Source organism: Lentzea sp. NPDC058450, from assembly GCF_042721395.1.
Lineage (GTDB): Bacteria > Actinomycetota > Actinomycetes > Mycobacteriales > Pseudonocardiaceae > Lentzea.
Map to the genome: position 1 here is coordinate 164377 of NZ_JBHXLO010000012.1, position 16550 is coordinate 180926.

At 69.3% G+C, this 16550-nt stretch carries 12 protein-coding genes; 6 read left to right on the forward strand and 6 right to left on the reverse strand.

Annotated elements, in window-relative coordinates:
* Nucleotides 1-2: 2 nt before the first annotated feature.
* From ACFWNN_RS20485 to ACFWNN_RS20495, 3 genes are all read right to left on the reverse strand, one after another.
* Nucleotides 3-1097, reverse strand: a complete 1095-nt coding sequence (locus ACFWNN_RS20485) for a serine hydrolase domain-containing protein (RefSeq protein ID WP_382441502.1) — start codon at nt 1095-1097, stop codon at nt 3-5.
* An 81-nt stretch (nt 1098-1178) separates the two neighbouring features.
* A complete protein-coding gene (locus ACFWNN_RS20490; RefSeq protein WP_382441503.1) occupies nt 1179-2261 on the reverse strand; it encodes a serine hydrolase domain-containing protein in 1083 nt (360 codons plus the stop codon).
* Nucleotides 2262-2274: 13 nt separating this feature from the next.
* A complete protein-coding gene (locus ACFWNN_RS20495) occupies nt 2275-3399 on the reverse strand; it encodes a M14 family zinc carboxypeptidase (protein WP_382441504.1) in 1125 nt (374 codons plus the stop codon).
* A gap of 523 nt (nt 3400-3922) precedes the next feature.
* Here ACFWNN_RS20495 and ACFWNN_RS20500 point away from each other — a divergent pair.
* A complete protein-coding gene (locus tag ACFWNN_RS20500; protein WP_382441505.1) occupies nt 3923-4687 on the forward strand; it encodes an alpha/beta fold hydrolase in 765 nt (254 codons plus the stop codon).
* Here the strand turns inward: ACFWNN_RS20500 and ACFWNN_RS20505 are convergent.
* Nucleotides 4662-6842 (reverse strand): ATP-dependent RecD-like DNA helicase, encoded by a 2181-nt coding sequence (locus ACFWNN_RS20505; protein WP_382441506.1) that lies wholly within the window; start codon nt 6840-6842, stop codon nt 4662-4664. The two genes, ACFWNN_RS20500 and ACFWNN_RS20505, sit on opposite strands and share 26 nt — an antisense overlap.
* A gap of 81 nt (nt 6843-6923) precedes the next feature.
* Here ACFWNN_RS20505 and ACFWNN_RS20510 point away from each other — a divergent pair, with 81 nt between their 5' ends.
* The 5 genes from ACFWNN_RS20510 (at nt 6924) to ACFWNN_RS20530 (ending at nt 15610) form a co-directional block, all read left to right on the forward strand.
* On the forward strand, nt 6924-7610 hold the full coding sequence (locus tag ACFWNN_RS20510; protein ID WP_382441507.1) for a response regulator transcription factor: 687 nt from the start codon (nt 6924-6926) through the stop codon (nt 7608-7610).
* 23 nt (nt 7611-7633) lie between these two features.
* Entirely contained in the window at nt 7634-8605 is a 972-nt protein-coding gene (locus ACFWNN_RS20515; protein ID WP_382441558.1) for an ATP-binding protein, read from the forward strand.
* A 414-nt stretch (nt 8606-9019) separates the two neighbouring features.
* Nucleotides 9020-10579 carry a DUF4153 domain-containing protein gene (locus tag ACFWNN_RS20520; protein ID WP_382441508.1) on the forward strand — a complete coding sequence of 520 codons (1560 nt, stop codon included), beginning with the start codon at nt 9020-9022 and terminating at the stop codon, nt 10577-10579.
* Nucleotides 10580-10679: 100 nt separating this feature from the next.
* Nucleotides 10680-14417 (forward strand): Pls/PosA family non-ribosomal peptide synthetase, encoded by a 3738-nt coding sequence (locus ACFWNN_RS20525; protein WP_382441509.1) that lies wholly within the window; start codon nt 10680-10682, stop codon nt 14415-14417.
* A complete protein-coding gene (locus ACFWNN_RS20530) occupies nt 14414-15610 on the forward strand; it encodes a M1 family metallopeptidase (RefSeq protein ID WP_382441510.1) in 1197 nt (398 codons plus the stop codon). The genes ACFWNN_RS20525 and ACFWNN_RS20530 overlap by 4 nt, the downstream gene beginning before the upstream one ends.
* Here the strand turns inward: ACFWNN_RS20530 and ACFWNN_RS20535 are convergent.
* Nucleotides 15607-15909: a hypothetical protein gene (locus ACFWNN_RS20535; RefSeq protein WP_382441511.1), complete on the reverse strand. Its 303-nt coding sequence runs from the start codon at nt 15907-15909 to the stop codon at nt 15607-15609. The genes ACFWNN_RS20530 and ACFWNN_RS20535 overlap by 4 nt on opposite strands.
* Nucleotides 15899-16537, reverse strand: coding sequence for an NUDIX hydrolase (locus tag ACFWNN_RS20540; protein ID WP_382441512.1), 639 nt, complete (start codon nt 16535-16537; stop codon nt 15899-15901). The genes ACFWNN_RS20535 and ACFWNN_RS20540 overlap by 11 nt, the downstream gene beginning before the upstream one ends.
* Nucleotides 16538-16550 lie beyond the last annotated feature (13 nt).

A 16550-nucleotide genomic window follows, 5' to 3' on the forward strand; every position in this document is an offset into this window, starting at 1 on the left:
GGTCAGCAGAAGACCTCGGTGAGGATCCGGTTGAAGGCCTCGCCGGGGTCGCCCTGGGTCGGGCCGCTGGTCGCGTTGAGCTCGAAGCGTTGCTTGGTGTCCGGCGAGGTCAGCAGCTGCGACGAGTAGCCGGGGATGCCACCGCCGTGGCCCCACACCGTCGCACCGCACGGCAGGGTCTCGACCTGGAGACCGAGGCCGTACCCAGGGCTCACCGCGGTGGTCTTGCTGAGTTCCTTCTGCTGCGCGGGCTTCAGCAGCTTGCCGTCGGCCAGCGCGTCGACGAACGTGTCGAGGTCGCGGGTCGTGGAGATCATCTCACCGGCCGCCCAGGCGACCGACGGGTTCATCCTGGTGATCTCGGACGGCTGTCCGGCCACCACCCAGTACGCCTTCGCGTGCGGGCCGCTGATGGCCGCCTTGTCGCCGGGCACCTCGGTGTCGTTCAGGCGCAACGGCTTCAGGACGCGTTGTTCCACCGCCTTCTCGTAGGGCCTGCCGGTGATCTTCTCGACGAGCAGCCCGGCGACGACGTAGTTGGTGTTGGAGTAGTTCCACTGCGTGCCGGGGTCGAAGTCCAGCGGCTTGCTCGTGGCCAGCGCGAGGAGCTCGGCGGGTTCCCAGTGCTTGTAGCGGATCTGCTCGAACGCGTCCGGGTCGAGCGGCAGCGCCTGCGTGTAGTTGTAGAGGCCGCTCGTGTGCTGCAGGACCTGGCGGACGGTGATGCGGTCGTCGACCAGGCCGGGCAGGTAGCGGACGACGGGTGCGTCCAGGTCGACCTTGCCCTCCCCCACGAGTTGGAGCACCACCGTCGCGACGAACGTCTTGGTGATGCTGCCGACGCGGAACCGGCCGTTGTCAGGCACCTTCCTGTCGCTGTTCAGCTCGGCCTTGCCGGACACGGCGGTGAAGCGCTGCCGCCCGTCCGTGACCCTCGCCTGCACGCCCAGGGCCGCACCGCTCTGCGTGACCTGGTCGAGCGCCTGCTGGATCACCTCGCGATCGACGCCCGGCGACGTGTCCGCCGACGCGACGCCCGCCGTGGTGAGAGCCAGCAGGCTCGTTGCCGTGATCGTTGCTGTCAGTCGAATCCCCATGCGCTCCAGCTAATCGAGGCGCGGCGTGCGTTCACATCCACCTCGAGTCGCACAGGAGCCCGGGGATGTCCCTTGCTCCGTTCAGCAGAAGATCTCGTTGATCAGCTTGCCGTAGGCCGGGGTCGGGTCCCCGGTGCCGACGCCCGCGGAGATCGAGAGCTCCACCCGGCGCTTCAGGTCCGGCGTCGAGTAGGCGTAGCTCGCGAAGCCGGGCACGCCGCCGGTGTGGCCGATGATCGTGACGCCGCACGGGGCCTTGTCGACGAAGATGCCGAGGCCGTAGTCGGTGCTGACCGCCGTGGTCTTCGTGAGCTCGGCCTGCTGGGCGGGCTTCAGCAGCTTGCCGGTGAGCAGGGCGCCGTAGAACGTGTCGAGGTCGCGGGTGGTCGTGATGACGTCACCGGCGGCCCAGAAGACGGACGGGTTGAAGCGCGTCGTGTCGACCGTCCTGCCGTCCACGATCCCGTACGAGTGGGCGTGCGGACCACGGATCTCCACGTCGTCGCCGGGGAACCTGGTCTCGGTGAGGCGCAACGGCTTCAGCACCCGCTGCTCGACGGCCCGCTCGTACGACCTGCCGGTGGTCTTCTCGATCAGCAGGCCGAGCACGACGTAGTTGGTGTTGGAGTAGTTCCACCGCGTGCCGGGCTCGAAGTCGAGGGGCCGGGCCGTGGAGATCGCGACGAGCTGCTCCGGCGTCCAGCTCTGGAAGCGGTCCGGTTCGAAGCCCTGCGGGTCGAACTTCAGCGCGTTCGTGTAGTTGAACAGCCCGGCGGTCATCTGGAGCAGCTGGCGGACGGTGATCCGGCGGTCGACGAGGCCGGGCAGGTAGCGGTCGACCGGCGCGTCCAGCTCGATCCTGCCCTCTCCGGCGAGCTGGAGCACGACGGTCGACGTGAACGTCTTGGTGATGCTGCCCGCGCGGAAGCGGCCGTTCAGCGGCACCGGGCGCGAGCTGGTGTTCTCGGCGGTGCCGGACCGCGCGCTGAAGCGGGTCCGGCCGTCCGTCACGTGCACCTGGGTGCCGGTGGCGACCCCGACGGCCACGAGCTCGTCCAGCCCCTCCTGGACGATCCTGCGGTCTACCTGCCGCGGCTCGGCGACCGCGGTCCCCGTGAAGAGCAGGCACAGAGCTGCTGTGGTGGCGAGCAAACGTTTCCCCATGCCACCACAACGGTCAGTACGGGCGTTTCGCTGCATTCATGGCCGAAACGAGCATGGGGCGCACTTTCGGCCAATGCACGTCCTTCTGGCACGAGTACGGCGGCAGGAAGCCACCGCACCTGCCGGAGCCCGCGCCGATCTCCCAGACGAAGCTGGGCACGCCCAGGTCGTCGTACACCCAGTCGTCGGTGGCGCCGGACGCGTTGTAGAGCACCTCACCGGGCTGGCCGGCCGTGAAGCCGGACAGCGAGGCCATGTCCTGGGCCATCTTGCGCAGCGCGGCGTCGTTGCCGGTCTTCTGCGTGCTCCAGCCCCACGGGAAGAGCACGTAGTTGCCGTAGCTGTGCATGGAGATCACGGCTCCGGTGGTGTCCGCCGACGCCGCCGCGGTGTCGCCGGGCAGGCGGGTGTCGCGGTAGAGCTTGCGCCACAACGACTCCAGCGCCTGGACCTCCACCTCGGAGTCGGCGCGCGGGCCGCGGTAGGTCTCGGCGCACTTGTTCGTGGACGAGCCGACCTCGCCCCAGTGCGAACCCGCGTTGCGGTTCAGGTCGACGCCGCGCGAGGAGGCGCAGGTGCCGTTGGCGTTCTTGCGGTGCAGGACGGGCGTGTCGCCGCCGGACTCCACGATCTCGACGCCGTCCGGGTTGGCGATCGGCACGACCCAGACCTCGATGTCGTTCAGCATCGGCGTCAGCTCTGAAGCGACCAGGTCGTCGATGAACCGGTACGCCATGTCGCCGGTCGTGATTTCCCGTGCGTGCAGCTGACCCATCACGAACAAACGCGGCTTCGGCGCGTTCGGCGACAACGCACAATCACCTGGGCTTTTGCGGGTGAGACAGAGGGCCTTCAAGTCATAACCGCCGCTGCCCTGCGTCTTGCGCCACGAGTCGCCGTAGTCGACGACGGTCGCGAGTTCGGGATGCGCTGCCGCGACTTCGTTCAGATGGGCGAACTGCGCGGTGATGGTCCGATAGCCGCCGTAATAGGTGGTGTCGGCCAGAGAACGCGCCTCCCACTGAGACGGGGGCATCACCGTCTCGACCGCGGCCTGGAACCCGTCCGCGGCGAGCTCGTCCGCGGTCTGCTTCTCGCCCACGACGAACAGGTCGTCGCCGTCACGTTGCTCCAACACGTCGTAACCGAGGCGCAACAACCGTTGGGCAGAATCACCCATTGGTGCAGGCACACGCAGCACGTATGTCGCTTGTGGACCTTCCGCCGGCGCGGGCGCGGGGGCGAGCAGGAGTGCTGTGCAGGCGAGCAGGGCGACGGCGGTCCGCATGATCAACGAGGATGGCCCGTTCGGCCGGACATCGCCAGTCCGTTCGACCGACCGGATGATTACCGTCCGGTGCTTGGGATCGGGAAACCGGCCACTTGGCGCGCTGTGACGAAAATCAATAGGATTTCTCCCAGCACCGCAGCGGTTATTGTGCTGGTGAGGCCGAAACCGACTCGACGGACAGCGAGGTCCCGCGCGACAAACCTACCTTGGGAAGATTGAGGAGACCAGGCCATGGATCATCTCTACATCGACGGTGTCACCGAGGCCGCACACTTCGACTTCCCCTGGCGCGGTTCCCTCACGGACGACGACGAAGGCTTGGAGCCGACCATCGTTCGCAGCATGGACTGACAAAACTCGGGGGTTCCCCATGACCGGCCTGTCCACCGTCGTCAAGGGCAGTGGCCCGGCTCTCCTGCTCGTGCACGGCGCGGGCGGCAGCATCCAGGCCAACTACGGACCGATCCTCGGAACCCTGACCCAGCACTTCACCGTCATCGCACCGGATCTGCCGGGCTCCGGCGGGTCCCCCAAGGCGGCGGGAGCGCTCGACCTCGAGCAGCTCGCCGACGACCTGGTCGACGTCGCGGTCAAGGCCGGGCACGAGTCGTTCTTCGTGTCCGGCTACTCGATGGGCTGCGCGGTCGCCGTCACGGCGGCGGTCCGGCACCCCGAGCGGGTCCGCGGACTGGTGCTGAGCACGCCGTTCACCAAGATCGACGCCGCGACCAAGGTGAAGATCGACAAGTGGAAGGTGCTGCTCGACGGGCCGCGTGCGGCGCTGGCGCGGTACATCCTCTCCCTGATGTGCAGCAAGGCGTACCTGGCCCGGCTCTCGCCCGCGCAGGCCGAAGGGTTCGCCGAGCTGATCGGCGCGTCCGTGCCGACGGGATCGTCCGCGCACATCGACCTGATCCTGAGGACCGACCTGTCGGACGCGCTGCCGCAGGTCACGCAGCCCACGCTGGTGATCGGCGCGACCGGTGACCAGCTGCTGTCGCCCGAGCTGGGCAAGGAGGTCTCCGACCTCGTCCCCGGCGCGAAGTACGCCGACCTGCCGTGCGGTCACGCGATCGCGCTGGAGTCCGCGATGCCGTGGGCGCGGCTGATCACCGACTATCTGAAGTCTGTGTAGTGCGGAGGCGGTGGGCCAACGCCGTGTGGCGGCGGCCCGCCCCGACCGTGCGCACCGCCTGCCCGATGGCCCGTTTGCTGCCCACCAGGACCACCAGCTTCTTCGCGCGCGTCACGGCCGTGTAGAGCAGGTTGCGCTGGAGCATCATCCACGCGCTGGTCGTGATCGGGATGACCACGCACGGGTACTCGCTGCCCTGCGACCGGTGGATGGTCATGGCGTAGGCGTGGCTGAGCTCGTCCAGTTCGGAGAACTCGTAGTCGACCTCTTCGTCCTCGTCGGTGCGGATGGTCAGCTTCTGTTCGACGGTGTCGAGGGCGATGACCACACCTAGAGTGCCGTTGAAGACGCCGTTCTTGCCCTTGTCGTAGTTGTTGCGGATCTGGGTGACCTTGTCCCCCAGCTTGAACACCCTGCCGCCGAAGCGCTTCTCGGGCAGGTTGTCCCTGGACGGCGTGAGAGCCTCCTGCAGGACCGTGTTGAGCGCGCCCGCGCCGGCCGGGCCGCGGTGCATCGGGGCGAGGACCTGGATGTCCTTGCGCGGGTCGAGCCGGAACTTGCGCGGGATGCGGTTCGCGACGACGTCGACGGTCGTCGTCGCGGCCTCCTCGGCCTCGTCGGTGCTGAAGAGGAAGAAGTCGGGCATGCCCTGGACGATCGGGTAGTCGCCGCTGTTGATGCGGTGGGCGTTCGTGACGACGCCGGACTCCTGGGCCTGCCGGAAGATGTGGGTGAGGCGGACGTTCGGGATCGGGCTGCCCTGCGCCAGCACGTCCCGGAGCACCTCGCCCGCGCCCACGGACGGCAGCTGGTCGACGTCGCCGACGAGCAGCAGGTGGGCGCCGGGCGGGACGGCCTTGACGAGTTTGTTGGCCAGCAACAGGTCCAGCATCGAGGCCTCGTCCACGACCACGAGGTCGGCGTCGAGCGGGTGGTCCCGGTCGTAGGCCGCGTCGCCGCCCGGTTTGAGCTCCAGCAGGCGGTGGACGGTGCGGGCCTCGTGACCGGTCAGCTCGGTGAGGCGTTTCGCGGCACGGCCGGTCGGGGCGGCGAGGACGATCTTCGCCCGTTTCGCCTGGGCCAGCCGCACGATCGAGCGGACCGTGAAGCTCTTGCCGCAGCCGGGGCCGCCGGTCAGCACGGCGACCTTCTTCGTCAGGGCCAGTTGCACGGCTTCGCGCTGGTGCTGTTCGAGCTCGGTGCCGAGCCAGGCGATCGCCTTGCCCCAGTCGACGGTCTGGAAGCTCGGCATGCGGTCGGCGTCGGTGTGCAGCAGGCGTTTGAGCTGGGCGGCCATCGAGATCTCGGCCCGGTGGAACGGCACGAGGTAGATGGCGATCTCGTCGTCCGGGAACTCCTCCCTGACCACGCCCTCCTCCTCGACCAGTTCGGCGAGGCAGTCGATGACCAGGCCGGTGTCGACCTGGAGGATCTTGATGGCGTCCGCGATGAGTGCCTGTTCCGGCAGGTAGCAGTTGCCGTCGGTGGTGGCCTCGGACAGCGTGAACTGGAGGCCCGCCTTGACCCGTTGCGGGCTGTCGTGCGGGATGCCGACGGCTTTGGCGATGACGTCCGCGGTCTTGAAGCCGATGCCCCACACGTCCGACGCCAGCCGGTAGGGCTCGTTCTTGACCACGTCGATCGACTTGTCCGCGTACTGCTTGTAGACGCGAACGGCGAGGCTCGTGGAGACGCCCACGCCCTGGAGGAAGACCATGACCTCCTTGATGGCCTTCTGCTCCTCCCAGGCGTCGGCGATGAGCTTGGTGCGCTTCGGGCCGAGCTTCGGGACCTCGATGAGCCGCTGCGGCTCGTTCTCGATGACGTCGAGCGCCTGGACGCCGAAGTGGGTGACGATCTTGTCCGCGAGCACCGGGCCGATGCCCTTGATCAGGCCGGAGCCGAGGTAGCGGCGGATGCCCTGGATGGTGGCGGGGAGGATCGTCGTGTAGTCGTCGACGTGGAACTGCTTGCCGTACTGCGGGTGCGAACCCCAGGTGCCGCGCATCCGGATCGACTCACCGGGCTGGGCGCCGAGCAGCGCGCCCACGACCGTGACCAGGTCTCCTCGGCCCGTGTCGACCTTGGCGACGGTGTAGCCGTTGTCCTCGTTGGCGTAGGTGATCCTCTCCAGGACCGCTTCGAGGACGTTCATGCTCCGAACCTACTGCTTTCTGCACACGATCTTCACAACTCGTCCCGGCATCCTCCACGACATGCACATAAAGTCGCCGTCATGACAGGTCAGCGCCGGGTGCTCGTCGTCGAGGACGACATCACGATCGCCGAGTCCGTGGCCGCTCGGCTGCGGGCCGAGGGGTTCGAGGTGGCGGTCGCGCACGACGGTCCGTCCGGGGTGGCCACGGCTTTTTCCTTCCTGCCCGACCTGGTGGTGCTCGACGTGATGCTGCCGGGGTTCGACGGGCTGGAGGTGTGCCGGCGGATCCAGGCGTCGCGGTCGGTGCCGGTGTTGATGCTGACGGCTCGCGGGGACGAGACCGATCTTCTGGTCGGGCTCGCCGTGGGGGCCGACGACTACCTGACGAAGCCGTTCTCGATGCGCGAGCTGGCGGCGCGTGTGCACGTTCTGCTGCGTCGGGTGTCTCGTGCCGTGTCGTCGCGTGCGTTGGAGTTGGGTGATCTGCTGATCGACCTGTCTTCGCGTCGTGTGTCGCGGGCGGGCGTTGAGGCTCATCTGACGCCTACCGAGTACGACCTGTTGGTTTTCCTGGCTGAACGTCCTTCTGCCGTGCAGGCGCGTGAGCGGTTGCTGGCGGAGGCCTGTGGATGGCACGAGGGGGCTTCGTCGCGGACCGTCGACTCGCACGTGAAGGCGTTGCGGCGCAAGCTCGGGGCCGATCTGATCCGGACCGTGCACGGGGTGGGGTACGCGCTGGAGGTGCCTCGGCAGGTGCCGTCGTGAGGCGGCTCGGGGAGTTGCTCGACATGCTGCCGCGTCCGTTGGACTCGGTGCGGTCGATCAAGCTCAAGATCGGCATCGTGATCGTGGTGTCCGGGTGTGTCTCGTTCGCCTACTTCCGGTACGTGACGGGGTGGTTGCCGGCCCAGACGACGCTGATGGCGTTGATCCTCGGGCTGCTGACCTCGCAGTTGCTGGCGCACGGCATGACTTCGCCGTTGCGGGAGATGACCTCGGCCGCTCGTTCCATGGCTTCCGGGGACTACTCGCGGACCGTGCGGTCGACCTCGTCGGACGAGGTCGGGCAGCTGGCGGAGGCCTTCACGGTGATGGCCGCCGACCTGGCCGCCGCCGACCAGCAACGACGTGAGCTGATCGCGAACGTGTCGCACGAGCTGCGGACGCCGATCTCGGCGTTGCAGGCGGTGCTGGAGAACGTGGTCGACGGGGTCGCGGTGGCCGATGCCTCGACCATGCGGACGGCTTTGGCCCAGACCGAACGGCTTGGGCGGCTGGTGACGGAGTTGCTGGACCTGTCGAAGATCGATGCCGGGGTTTTGTCTCTGAACCGGGAGACGTTGTCGGTGTCGTCTTTGGTGGCCGACGTGGTGGCAGAGGCCTCGGTGGCCGCGCCGTCGGCTTCCTTCTCGATCGACGTTGCCGGGGATCTGACTGTTTTCGCTGACGGGGAGCGGTTGCACCAGGTGTTGGTGAACCTGGTGGACAACGCGGCCCGCCACGGACCCACCGGGGGGTTGGTGTCCGTGGCGGGGTACGCGTCCGCTGCCGGAGTGGTGCTGGAGGTGCGCGACGAGGGGCCCGGTATCGCCCCGGCCGACCGGTCGCGGATCTTCGAACGGTTCACCCGAGGGGAGAGGGCGGGCGGTGGCGGGACCGGGCTCGGACTCGCCATCGCCCGGTGGGTGGTGGACCTGCACGGTGGCGTGATCGCCGTCGTGGACCCCGGATCGTGCATCCGGGTGACTTTGCCTCGTTGACCTTGGCTTTCTGAGCGTGCCCGGCCTTGGGTGGCCGTGGTGCGGTGATGACGCACGCCCTCGTTTGGGCTTTGGGAGAGAGACATGAGTGACTCGACGGGCTCGACGCCTTCTGGGAAGGGTTCGAGGCGGCCGAAGTACCGGAACTTCCGGAAGGTCGGGTATCGGCCGACTGCCGGAGGCGGGGAGCCGGCGGGTGCTGGGGGTTCGCCGGACCCCGTGGAGGATGCGGGTGCGGCGGGCGCGGCGGCTTCGTCGGACAGGCCTGGCGGAGGTGCCGAGGCAGGCTCGCGCAGGGGTACCCCTGGATCGGAGTCCCCCGCGACCCAACCTACTCAGGAGGTCCGACAAGATCCGTCGGACGAGGAGAAGGCTGAGGTCAAGAAGGTCGCGGACCCCGTCACCCCGGCCGCCGTGCCCACGCCTCCCCTGCAACCCGCCGAGGTCGTCACCGCCACCCTGCCCCCGGCCTCGCCCTGGCAGGCCCCTCCCCGCTACCCGGCGGCGGCCGCGGCCATGCAGACCCCGGGCCTGCCCTTCATGCCCTGGTGGCGTCCGCCCACCACGGGTGCGCCGTCGAAAGCCCTGATCGCAGGACTGGCCGCGGGCCTCGCCGGGGCGTTCCTGGCCGTGCCCAACAACGGCATCGGCTGGTTCCTCGCCGGTCTCGTCGGCATCGGCGGTGTGCTGTTCTACGCCGGCAAGCCGACCGTCGAGCGGGCGTTGTGGCTGGCTGCCTCGCTCGCGTTCCTGGCGATGGGGTTCCTGCGGGCCGCGGAGTGGGTGTTCGTGCTCAGCATGCTCGCCTCGTTGTTGTGCGGGTCGATCGCCATGGCGGGTGGCAGGACGGTCAAGGGGCTCGTGTTCGGGGCGATCGGCGTCGGGCTGGGTGGGCTGAGGTCCATTCCTTGGGTGGCCAAGGGGTTCAAGCGACGCGGGCCGGTCGGGATCCGGCCGTTCATCTCCGTCGGCGTGGCGCTGGTCCTGCTGCTGGTGTTCGGGTCGTTGCTGGCCGGGGCCGACAAGGCGTTCGGCGACTTCTTCGAGAGCCTCATTCCCGAGCTCGAGATCGGCGAGTACGTCCGGATGGCGTTCTACGGAGTCGTTGCGGCGCTGGGGGCGTTGGGGGCGTGCTACCTGGTGGCGGCGCCGCCGGAGATCGACGAGGACTCCGAAGGAAAGCCCGGGTCGTTGCGGCTCAAGGACTACGGGCTGCCGGTGGGTGCGCTGGTGTTGCTGTTCGCCGGGTTCGTGGGGACGCAGCTGGCCGTGCTGTTCGGTGGCGAGGCCTACGTCATGAAGACGGCCGGGGTGACGTTCGCCGAGTACGCGCGGTCCGGTTTCTGGCAGCTGCTGTGGGTCACCGTTCTCACGCTCGGGGTAATTGCCGGTGTCGCGCGGTTTGCGGTGAAGAACACGCAGCGGGAACAGTTGTGGCTCAAGGTTCTGCTCGGGGCCTTGGCGACGCTCACGCTCGTCATCGTGGCGAGTGCGTTGAGCCGCATGTGGTTCTACCAGCAGGCGTACGGGTGGACGGTGCTGCGGTTGCTCGTGGCGTCGTGCGAGGTGTGGCTGGCCGTGGTGTACCTGATGGTGATCGCGGGCGGGGTTTCGTTGCGCGCCAGGTGGTTGCCGAAGGCTGTGGTGGCCACGGGTGCGGCGTTCTTCCTCGCAGTGGTGGTGATGAACCCCGAACGGGTGGTTGCCGACTACAACGTGTCGCGGTTCGAGGCCACGCAGAAGATCGACACGTACTACCTGTCGCAGCTGTCGGAGGACGCCGTGCCCGCGCTCGTGCGGTTGCCGGAGAAGGAACGCTCGTGTGCGTTGCGGTACCTCAAAGACCGCAAGGCGTACAACGTCGAGAAGGACTGGCGTGAGTGGAACCTCGCGCGGCACCAGGCGGCGAAGTCACTCGAAAGTGTTGCGGTGACTGAGGTCACTTGTGAGGGCGGGTACTTCGAAGAGAGGTAGTTGGTTACAACACTGTAAAGTTGCTCGGCTACCAGTTGCCGAGAGGGTGAGAAGTGACGCTGAAGTGACGATCGCGGCTGAACCCGTTGTCCTCCCATCGATGTTCACCGCAGGGCAGGCGCCGACACCGCGCACCCTCCTGGACATCCTGCGCGCGAGTGCTGATGAGCACCCGAACGCGCTGGCCGTCGACGACGGCACCACCGCGCTGACGTACCGCGCACTGATCACGGAAGTACTGGAACTCAAGGAAAAGCTCGCGGCCGAGGGCGTCGGGGTCGGCGACCGGGTCGGCATTCGCGTGCCGTCCGGGACCGTCGACCTCTACGTCTCGATCCTCGCGACCCTCGCCGCCGGCGCCGCCTACGTGCCCGTCGACTTCGAGGACCCGGACGAGCGCGCCGAGCTCGTTTTCGGTGAGGCGCAAGTGAGTGCCGTGCTCGGCGAGGGCCGATCCCTTGTCCTGCACGGGACCACGCTCGGCGTTCCCGGAGAACCAGGGCTGGACAACGACGCCTGGATCATCTTCACGTCCGGGTCCACCGGCAAGCCCAAGGGCGTCGCCGTGACGCACCGCAACGCGGCCGCGTTCGTCGACGCCGAGGCGCGCCTGTTCCTCCAGGAGGAGCCGATCGGACCGGAGGACCGCGTGCTCGCGGGTCTGTCGGTCGCGTTCGACGCCTCCTGCGAGGAGATGTGGCTCGCGTGGCGCTACGGCGCCTGCCTGGTGCCCGCGCCGCGCTCGCTGGTGCGCACCGGCATGGACCTCGGCCCGTGGCTGGTCGAGCAGGAGATCACCGTCGTGTCCACGGTGCCGACGCTGGCCGCGCTGTGGCCCGTCGAGGCGCTGGACGACGTGCGGCTGCTGATCTTCGGCGGCGAGGCCTGCCCGCCCGAGCTCGCGGAACGGCTCGCGGTCGACGGCCGCGAGGTCTGGAACACCTACGGCCCGACCGAGGCGACCGTCGTGGCGTGCGCCGCGCAGATGACCGGTGTCGGTCCCGTGCGCATCGGCCTGCCGCTCGACGGCTGGGAACTCGTCGTCGTCGACGCCCAGGGCGAGGTCGTGCCCATGGGCGAGTCCGGCGAACTGGTCATCGGCGGCGTCGGCCTGGCGCGCTACCTGGACGTCGAGAAGGACGCCCAGAAGTACGCGCCGCTGCCCTCCATGGGCTGGGACCGCGCGTACCGCAGCGGTGACATGGTCCGCGCGGAGCCGGAAGGCCTCGTCTTCCTCGGCCGCGCGGACGAGCAGATCAAGCTCGGCGGCCGCCGCATCGAGCTCGGCGAGGTCGACGCCGCGCTGGCCGCGCTCGACGGCATCGCCGGTGCCGCCGCTGCCGTGCGCACGACGCGCGGCGGCAACCAGATCCTCGTCGGCTACGTCGTCGCGGACGGCGAGTTCGACCAGGAGGCCGCCGTCGAACGGCTCCGCACCGAGCTCCCGGCCGCGCTCGTGCCGTTGCTCGCGGTCGTCGACACCCTGCCGACGCGCACGTCCGGCAAGGTCGACCGCGCCGCGCTGCCGTGGCCGCTCGAGTCGATGGACACCGCCGGTGTGGTGTTCAGCGGCCTCGAAGGCTGGCTCGCGGAGCAGTGGGCGGCCGTGCTGGGCTCCGGCCCGGCGTCGGAGGGCGCGAACTTCTTCGCCTCCGGCGGCAGCTCGCTGGGGGCCGCGCAGCTGGTCTCGCTGATCCGCACGCGCTACCCGAGCACGTCCGTGCAGGACGTCTACCAGAACCCGACGCTGTACAAGCTGGCCCGCAGGCTGGAGTCGTACGGCGAGCAGGCCGAGGTGCGCGAGGTCGCGCCGACGCCACGCTGGACCGGCGTCGTGCAGACGCTGCTGATGGTCCCGCTGCTCACGATCGCCGGCGCCCGCTGGGTCGTCGCCCTCACCGCCCTGTCGAACGTCCTGGGCTGGACGTCGGTGTCGTGGTGGTGGGTCGCGGCCGGGTTCGCCGTGTTCCTCAGCCCCGCCGGCCGGCTCGCGATCTCCGCGGGCGGCGCGCGGCTGCTGCTGCGCGGCGTGAAGCCGGGCACCTACCCGCGCGGTGGTTCCGTCCACCTGCGACTGTGGACCGCCGAGATGCTGGCGCAGATGTCGCGCGCCACCGAGCTTTCCGGCTCGTGGGTCACGCACTACGCACGGGCGCTGGGCGCGAAGATCGGTGAAGGCGCCGACCTGCACTCGTTGCCGCCCGTCACGGGCATGCTGAAGGTGGGCCGCGGCGCCGCCGTCGAGCCCGAGGTCGACCTGTCCGGCTGGTGGATCGACGGCGACCGGTTGCGCATCGGCCGCATCCGGATCGGCGCGGGCGCGACGATCGGCGCGCGCAGCACGCTGTTCCCCGGCGCGCGGATCGGCAAGAAGGCCGAGATCGCGCCCGGCAGTGGCATCACCGGCTCCGTGCCGACCGGTCAGCGCTGGTCCGGCGTGCCGGCCACGCGCGAGGGCAAGGCGGCGCGGTCGTTCCCGTCCCGTCGTCCGACCCGCTCGCGCTTCTGGAACCTGATGTACGGCTTCTCGTCCGGCCTGCTGGGCGCGTTGCCGCTGCTCGCGGCTGCTCCGGCGGTGCTGTACGTGCTGCGCAGGCCCGTCACGCTGACTTCGGCGCTGTGGGACGTCCCGGTCGCGTCCGCGATCTGGTTCGGCTCGTACGCGCTGATCGTGCTGGTCGCCGTGCGGCTGCTGGGCATCGGCATGCGCGAGGGCCACTACCCCGTGCACAGCCGCGTGGCGTGGGCCGCGTGGACGACCGAGCGCCTGATGAACAACGCGCGCTCGGCCCTGTTCCCGCTGTACGCGTCGCTGTTCACGCCGGTGTGGCTGCGCCTGCTGGGCATGAAGGTCGGCCGCCGCGTCGAGGCCTCCACGGTCGTCGCGCTGCCGAAGATGACCCGAGTGGGCGACGGCGCGTTCCTGGCCGACGACACCATGGTCGCGTCCTACGAACTGGGCGGCGGCTGGCTGCGCATCGCCACCGCACGCGTGGGCAAGCGGGCGTTCCTGGGCAACTCGGGCATGACCGCGCCGGGCCGCACGGTGCCGAAGGGCGGGCTCGTCGGCGTGCTGTCGGCCGCTCCGAAGCGCGCCAAGGCCGGGTCGTCGTACCTGGGCATGCCGCCGATGAAGCTGCCGCGCGCCGCCGAGGTGTCGGACCAGTCGCGCACGTTCGACCCGCCGAAGCACCTGATGTGGGCGCGGGCGTTGGTCGAGCTGTGCCGGTTCGTCCCGGTGATGCTGAACGTCGCTTTGGTCGTGCTCGTCCTGTTCGCGTTGAAGGAGTTCGGGATCTGGGCCTCCGGCCTGGTGCTGCTCGGTGCCGGGGTGGCGGCGTGCCTGGTCGCCGTGATCGCCAAGTGGACGCTCGTGGGCCGCTTCAAGACCCGTGAGTACCCGCTGTGGTCGGCGTTCGTGTGGCGCAACGAGCTGGCGGACACGTTCGTCGAGGTGCTCGCGGTGCCGTGGCTGATCGGGTTCTCCGGCGGCACGCCGATCATGAACCTGTGGCTGCGCTCGCTGGGCGCTTCCGTGGGCCGCGGCGTGTGGTGCGAGTCGTACTGGCTGCCCGAGGCGGACCTGGTCCGGCTGGGCGCCGGGGCGACCGTGAACCGGGGCTGCGTCGTGCAGACGCACCTGTTCCACGACCGGATCCTGCGGATGGACCGCGTGGAGCTGGGCGCCGGATCCACTCTGGGCCCGCACGGCATCGTGCTGCCCGGTGCGTCCGTCGGCGACCACACGACCATCGGACCCGCCTCGCTCGTCATGCGCGGAGAGGATGTACCGTCGGGAACCCGTTGGCTGGGCAACCCGATCTCCGCGTGGACATGACCTTCTCCGTACATCATTACGCGCTAGAGCTTGACTACAAGCCGCACTCCGCGCGCCTCTCGGGGCGCGCGGTGTTGCAGGCTTCCTGCACCTCGCTGTCGTCGTTCGAGCTGTCCTTCGGCTCGCTGCGGATCTCGAAGGTGCTGGTGAACGGCCGTCCGGTGCGGTACTTCCACTCCGGCGGCAAGCTGCGCGTGCGGGCGGCCGTGCGCGGGGCGTTCTCCGTCGACGTCCGGTACTCCGGCACGCCGCACCCGATCTCGACGCCCGAGTGGGGCGACCTCGGCTGGGACGAGCTGACGGACGGGTCGATCGTGGCCTCGCAGCCGATCGGCGCCCCGTCGTGGTTCCCGTGCCTGGACGACCCGTCGTCGAAGGCCTCGTACCACCTGGAGGTCACCGCGCCCTCGCCGTACACCGTGGTGTGCAACGGCGTGCTGGTCGACGGCAAGGTCTCCGGCAGCACGACGCGGTGGACGTACTCGATGGCCGCGCCGATGGCGACCTACCTCGCGACCGTCCAGATCGGACAGTACGTCGAGGCGTTGCCGGGCGTGTGGGCACCGGCACGGCTGAAGCGCCTGGTGGCGCACGACTTCGGTCGGCAGAACGCGATGATCGAGCTGTTCTCGTCGCTCTTCGGGCCGTACCCGTTCGCGCGGTACGCGGTCGTGGTGACGGACGACGCGCTGGACGTTCCCGTCGAAGCGCAGGGCCTGTCGACGTTCGGGTCGAACCACGTGGACGGGCGCCGGGGTTCGGAACGGCTGGTGGCGCACGAGCTGGCGCACCAGTGGTTCGGCAACTCCGTCGGCATCGCCGCGTGGGAGCACATCTGGCTCAACGAGGGCTTCGCCTGCTACTCGGAGTGGCTGTGGTCGGAGGCTTCCGGTGGCCGGTCCGCGGATGCCTGCGCCGCCGCGGCACGCGATCTGCTGCGCCGGTTGCCGCAGAACATCGTCATCGGCCGTCCCGCGCGTGCCGACTGGTTCGACGACCGGGTCTACAAGCGCGGGGCGTTGACGTTGCACGCGTTGCGGCGCGAGATGGGCGACGACTCGTTCTTCGCGTTGCTGCGGGAGTGGTGTGCGCGCAAGCGGCACGGGGTGGCGACGACCGAGGACTTCATCTCGCTCGCCGGGCACCGCGACCTGCTGACGCGCTGGCTGTTCAAGGCCGAGCTGCCGCGCTAGTCGGCGGGGCGTCGGTGGCCGCACTCGATCTCGTTGCCGTCGACGTCCGTGACGTAGCTGACGGACCCGTTCGCATGGACCGTTATCGCTCCTGATCCGTAGTCGACCTCGAACGGTTCGTTGCCCCGTGTCGTCCCGGACCACATGCGGCCGCTCGTGAATCCGAACGTCCAGACCACGAAGGTCTCCCCAGGCAGCAACCAGTGGTCACTTCCGTACGGCTCCAGGGTCAGTTCCAGCAGTTCCTCGCCCTCGTTGCACACTCGAAGGCGCGCCACGGGCTCCTCGTCAGCCGGCATCGGACCACTTCCACACCAGCGGCGGCCGGCCTCCCTTGGGCAGCGCGGCCGCGTGCTCGCTGGTCCGGCCGAGGCCCGGCACGCGATCCATCGTGCGGCCCAGGTTGGCCGGGTAGGGCCGGTCTCCGGTCAGCGACTCGGTCACGTCGAGGGCCTGCGCGGTCGTGAACTCACGCCCCAGCAGGCCCGCGGTGAACTGCACGTCGCGCCACAGCTTGTCGGCGAACATCGGACGGCAGTCGGCGACGATCCGGTCGTGGTCGAACGCCAGCGGCGGCACGGCGGTCAGCGGCGCCCACGTCAGGTCCTCCACCTCACGCGGGCGGGTGACCGTGGCCCACAGCGCGATCGACAGCGTCGGGCCGCGCGGGTCACGGGACGGCTCGTCGAACGTGGCGAGCTGGCCGGTCGCCGTCACCGAGTCCTCGGCCAGGCCGAGCTTGCCGACGACGGCCCTGGTCGTGGCGTCACGCAGGCGTTCGCCCTTGCCCAGCAGCACCCCGGGCAGGGCGAGTTCGCCCGCGAACGGTTCGTGCGCGCGCGGTGCCACCCCCACGAGCACCGCGCGCGCGTCCGGATCGAAGCGCAGCACGATCACGTCCACCGACACCAGAGTCGACTCGATCATGGCCGCGATTCTC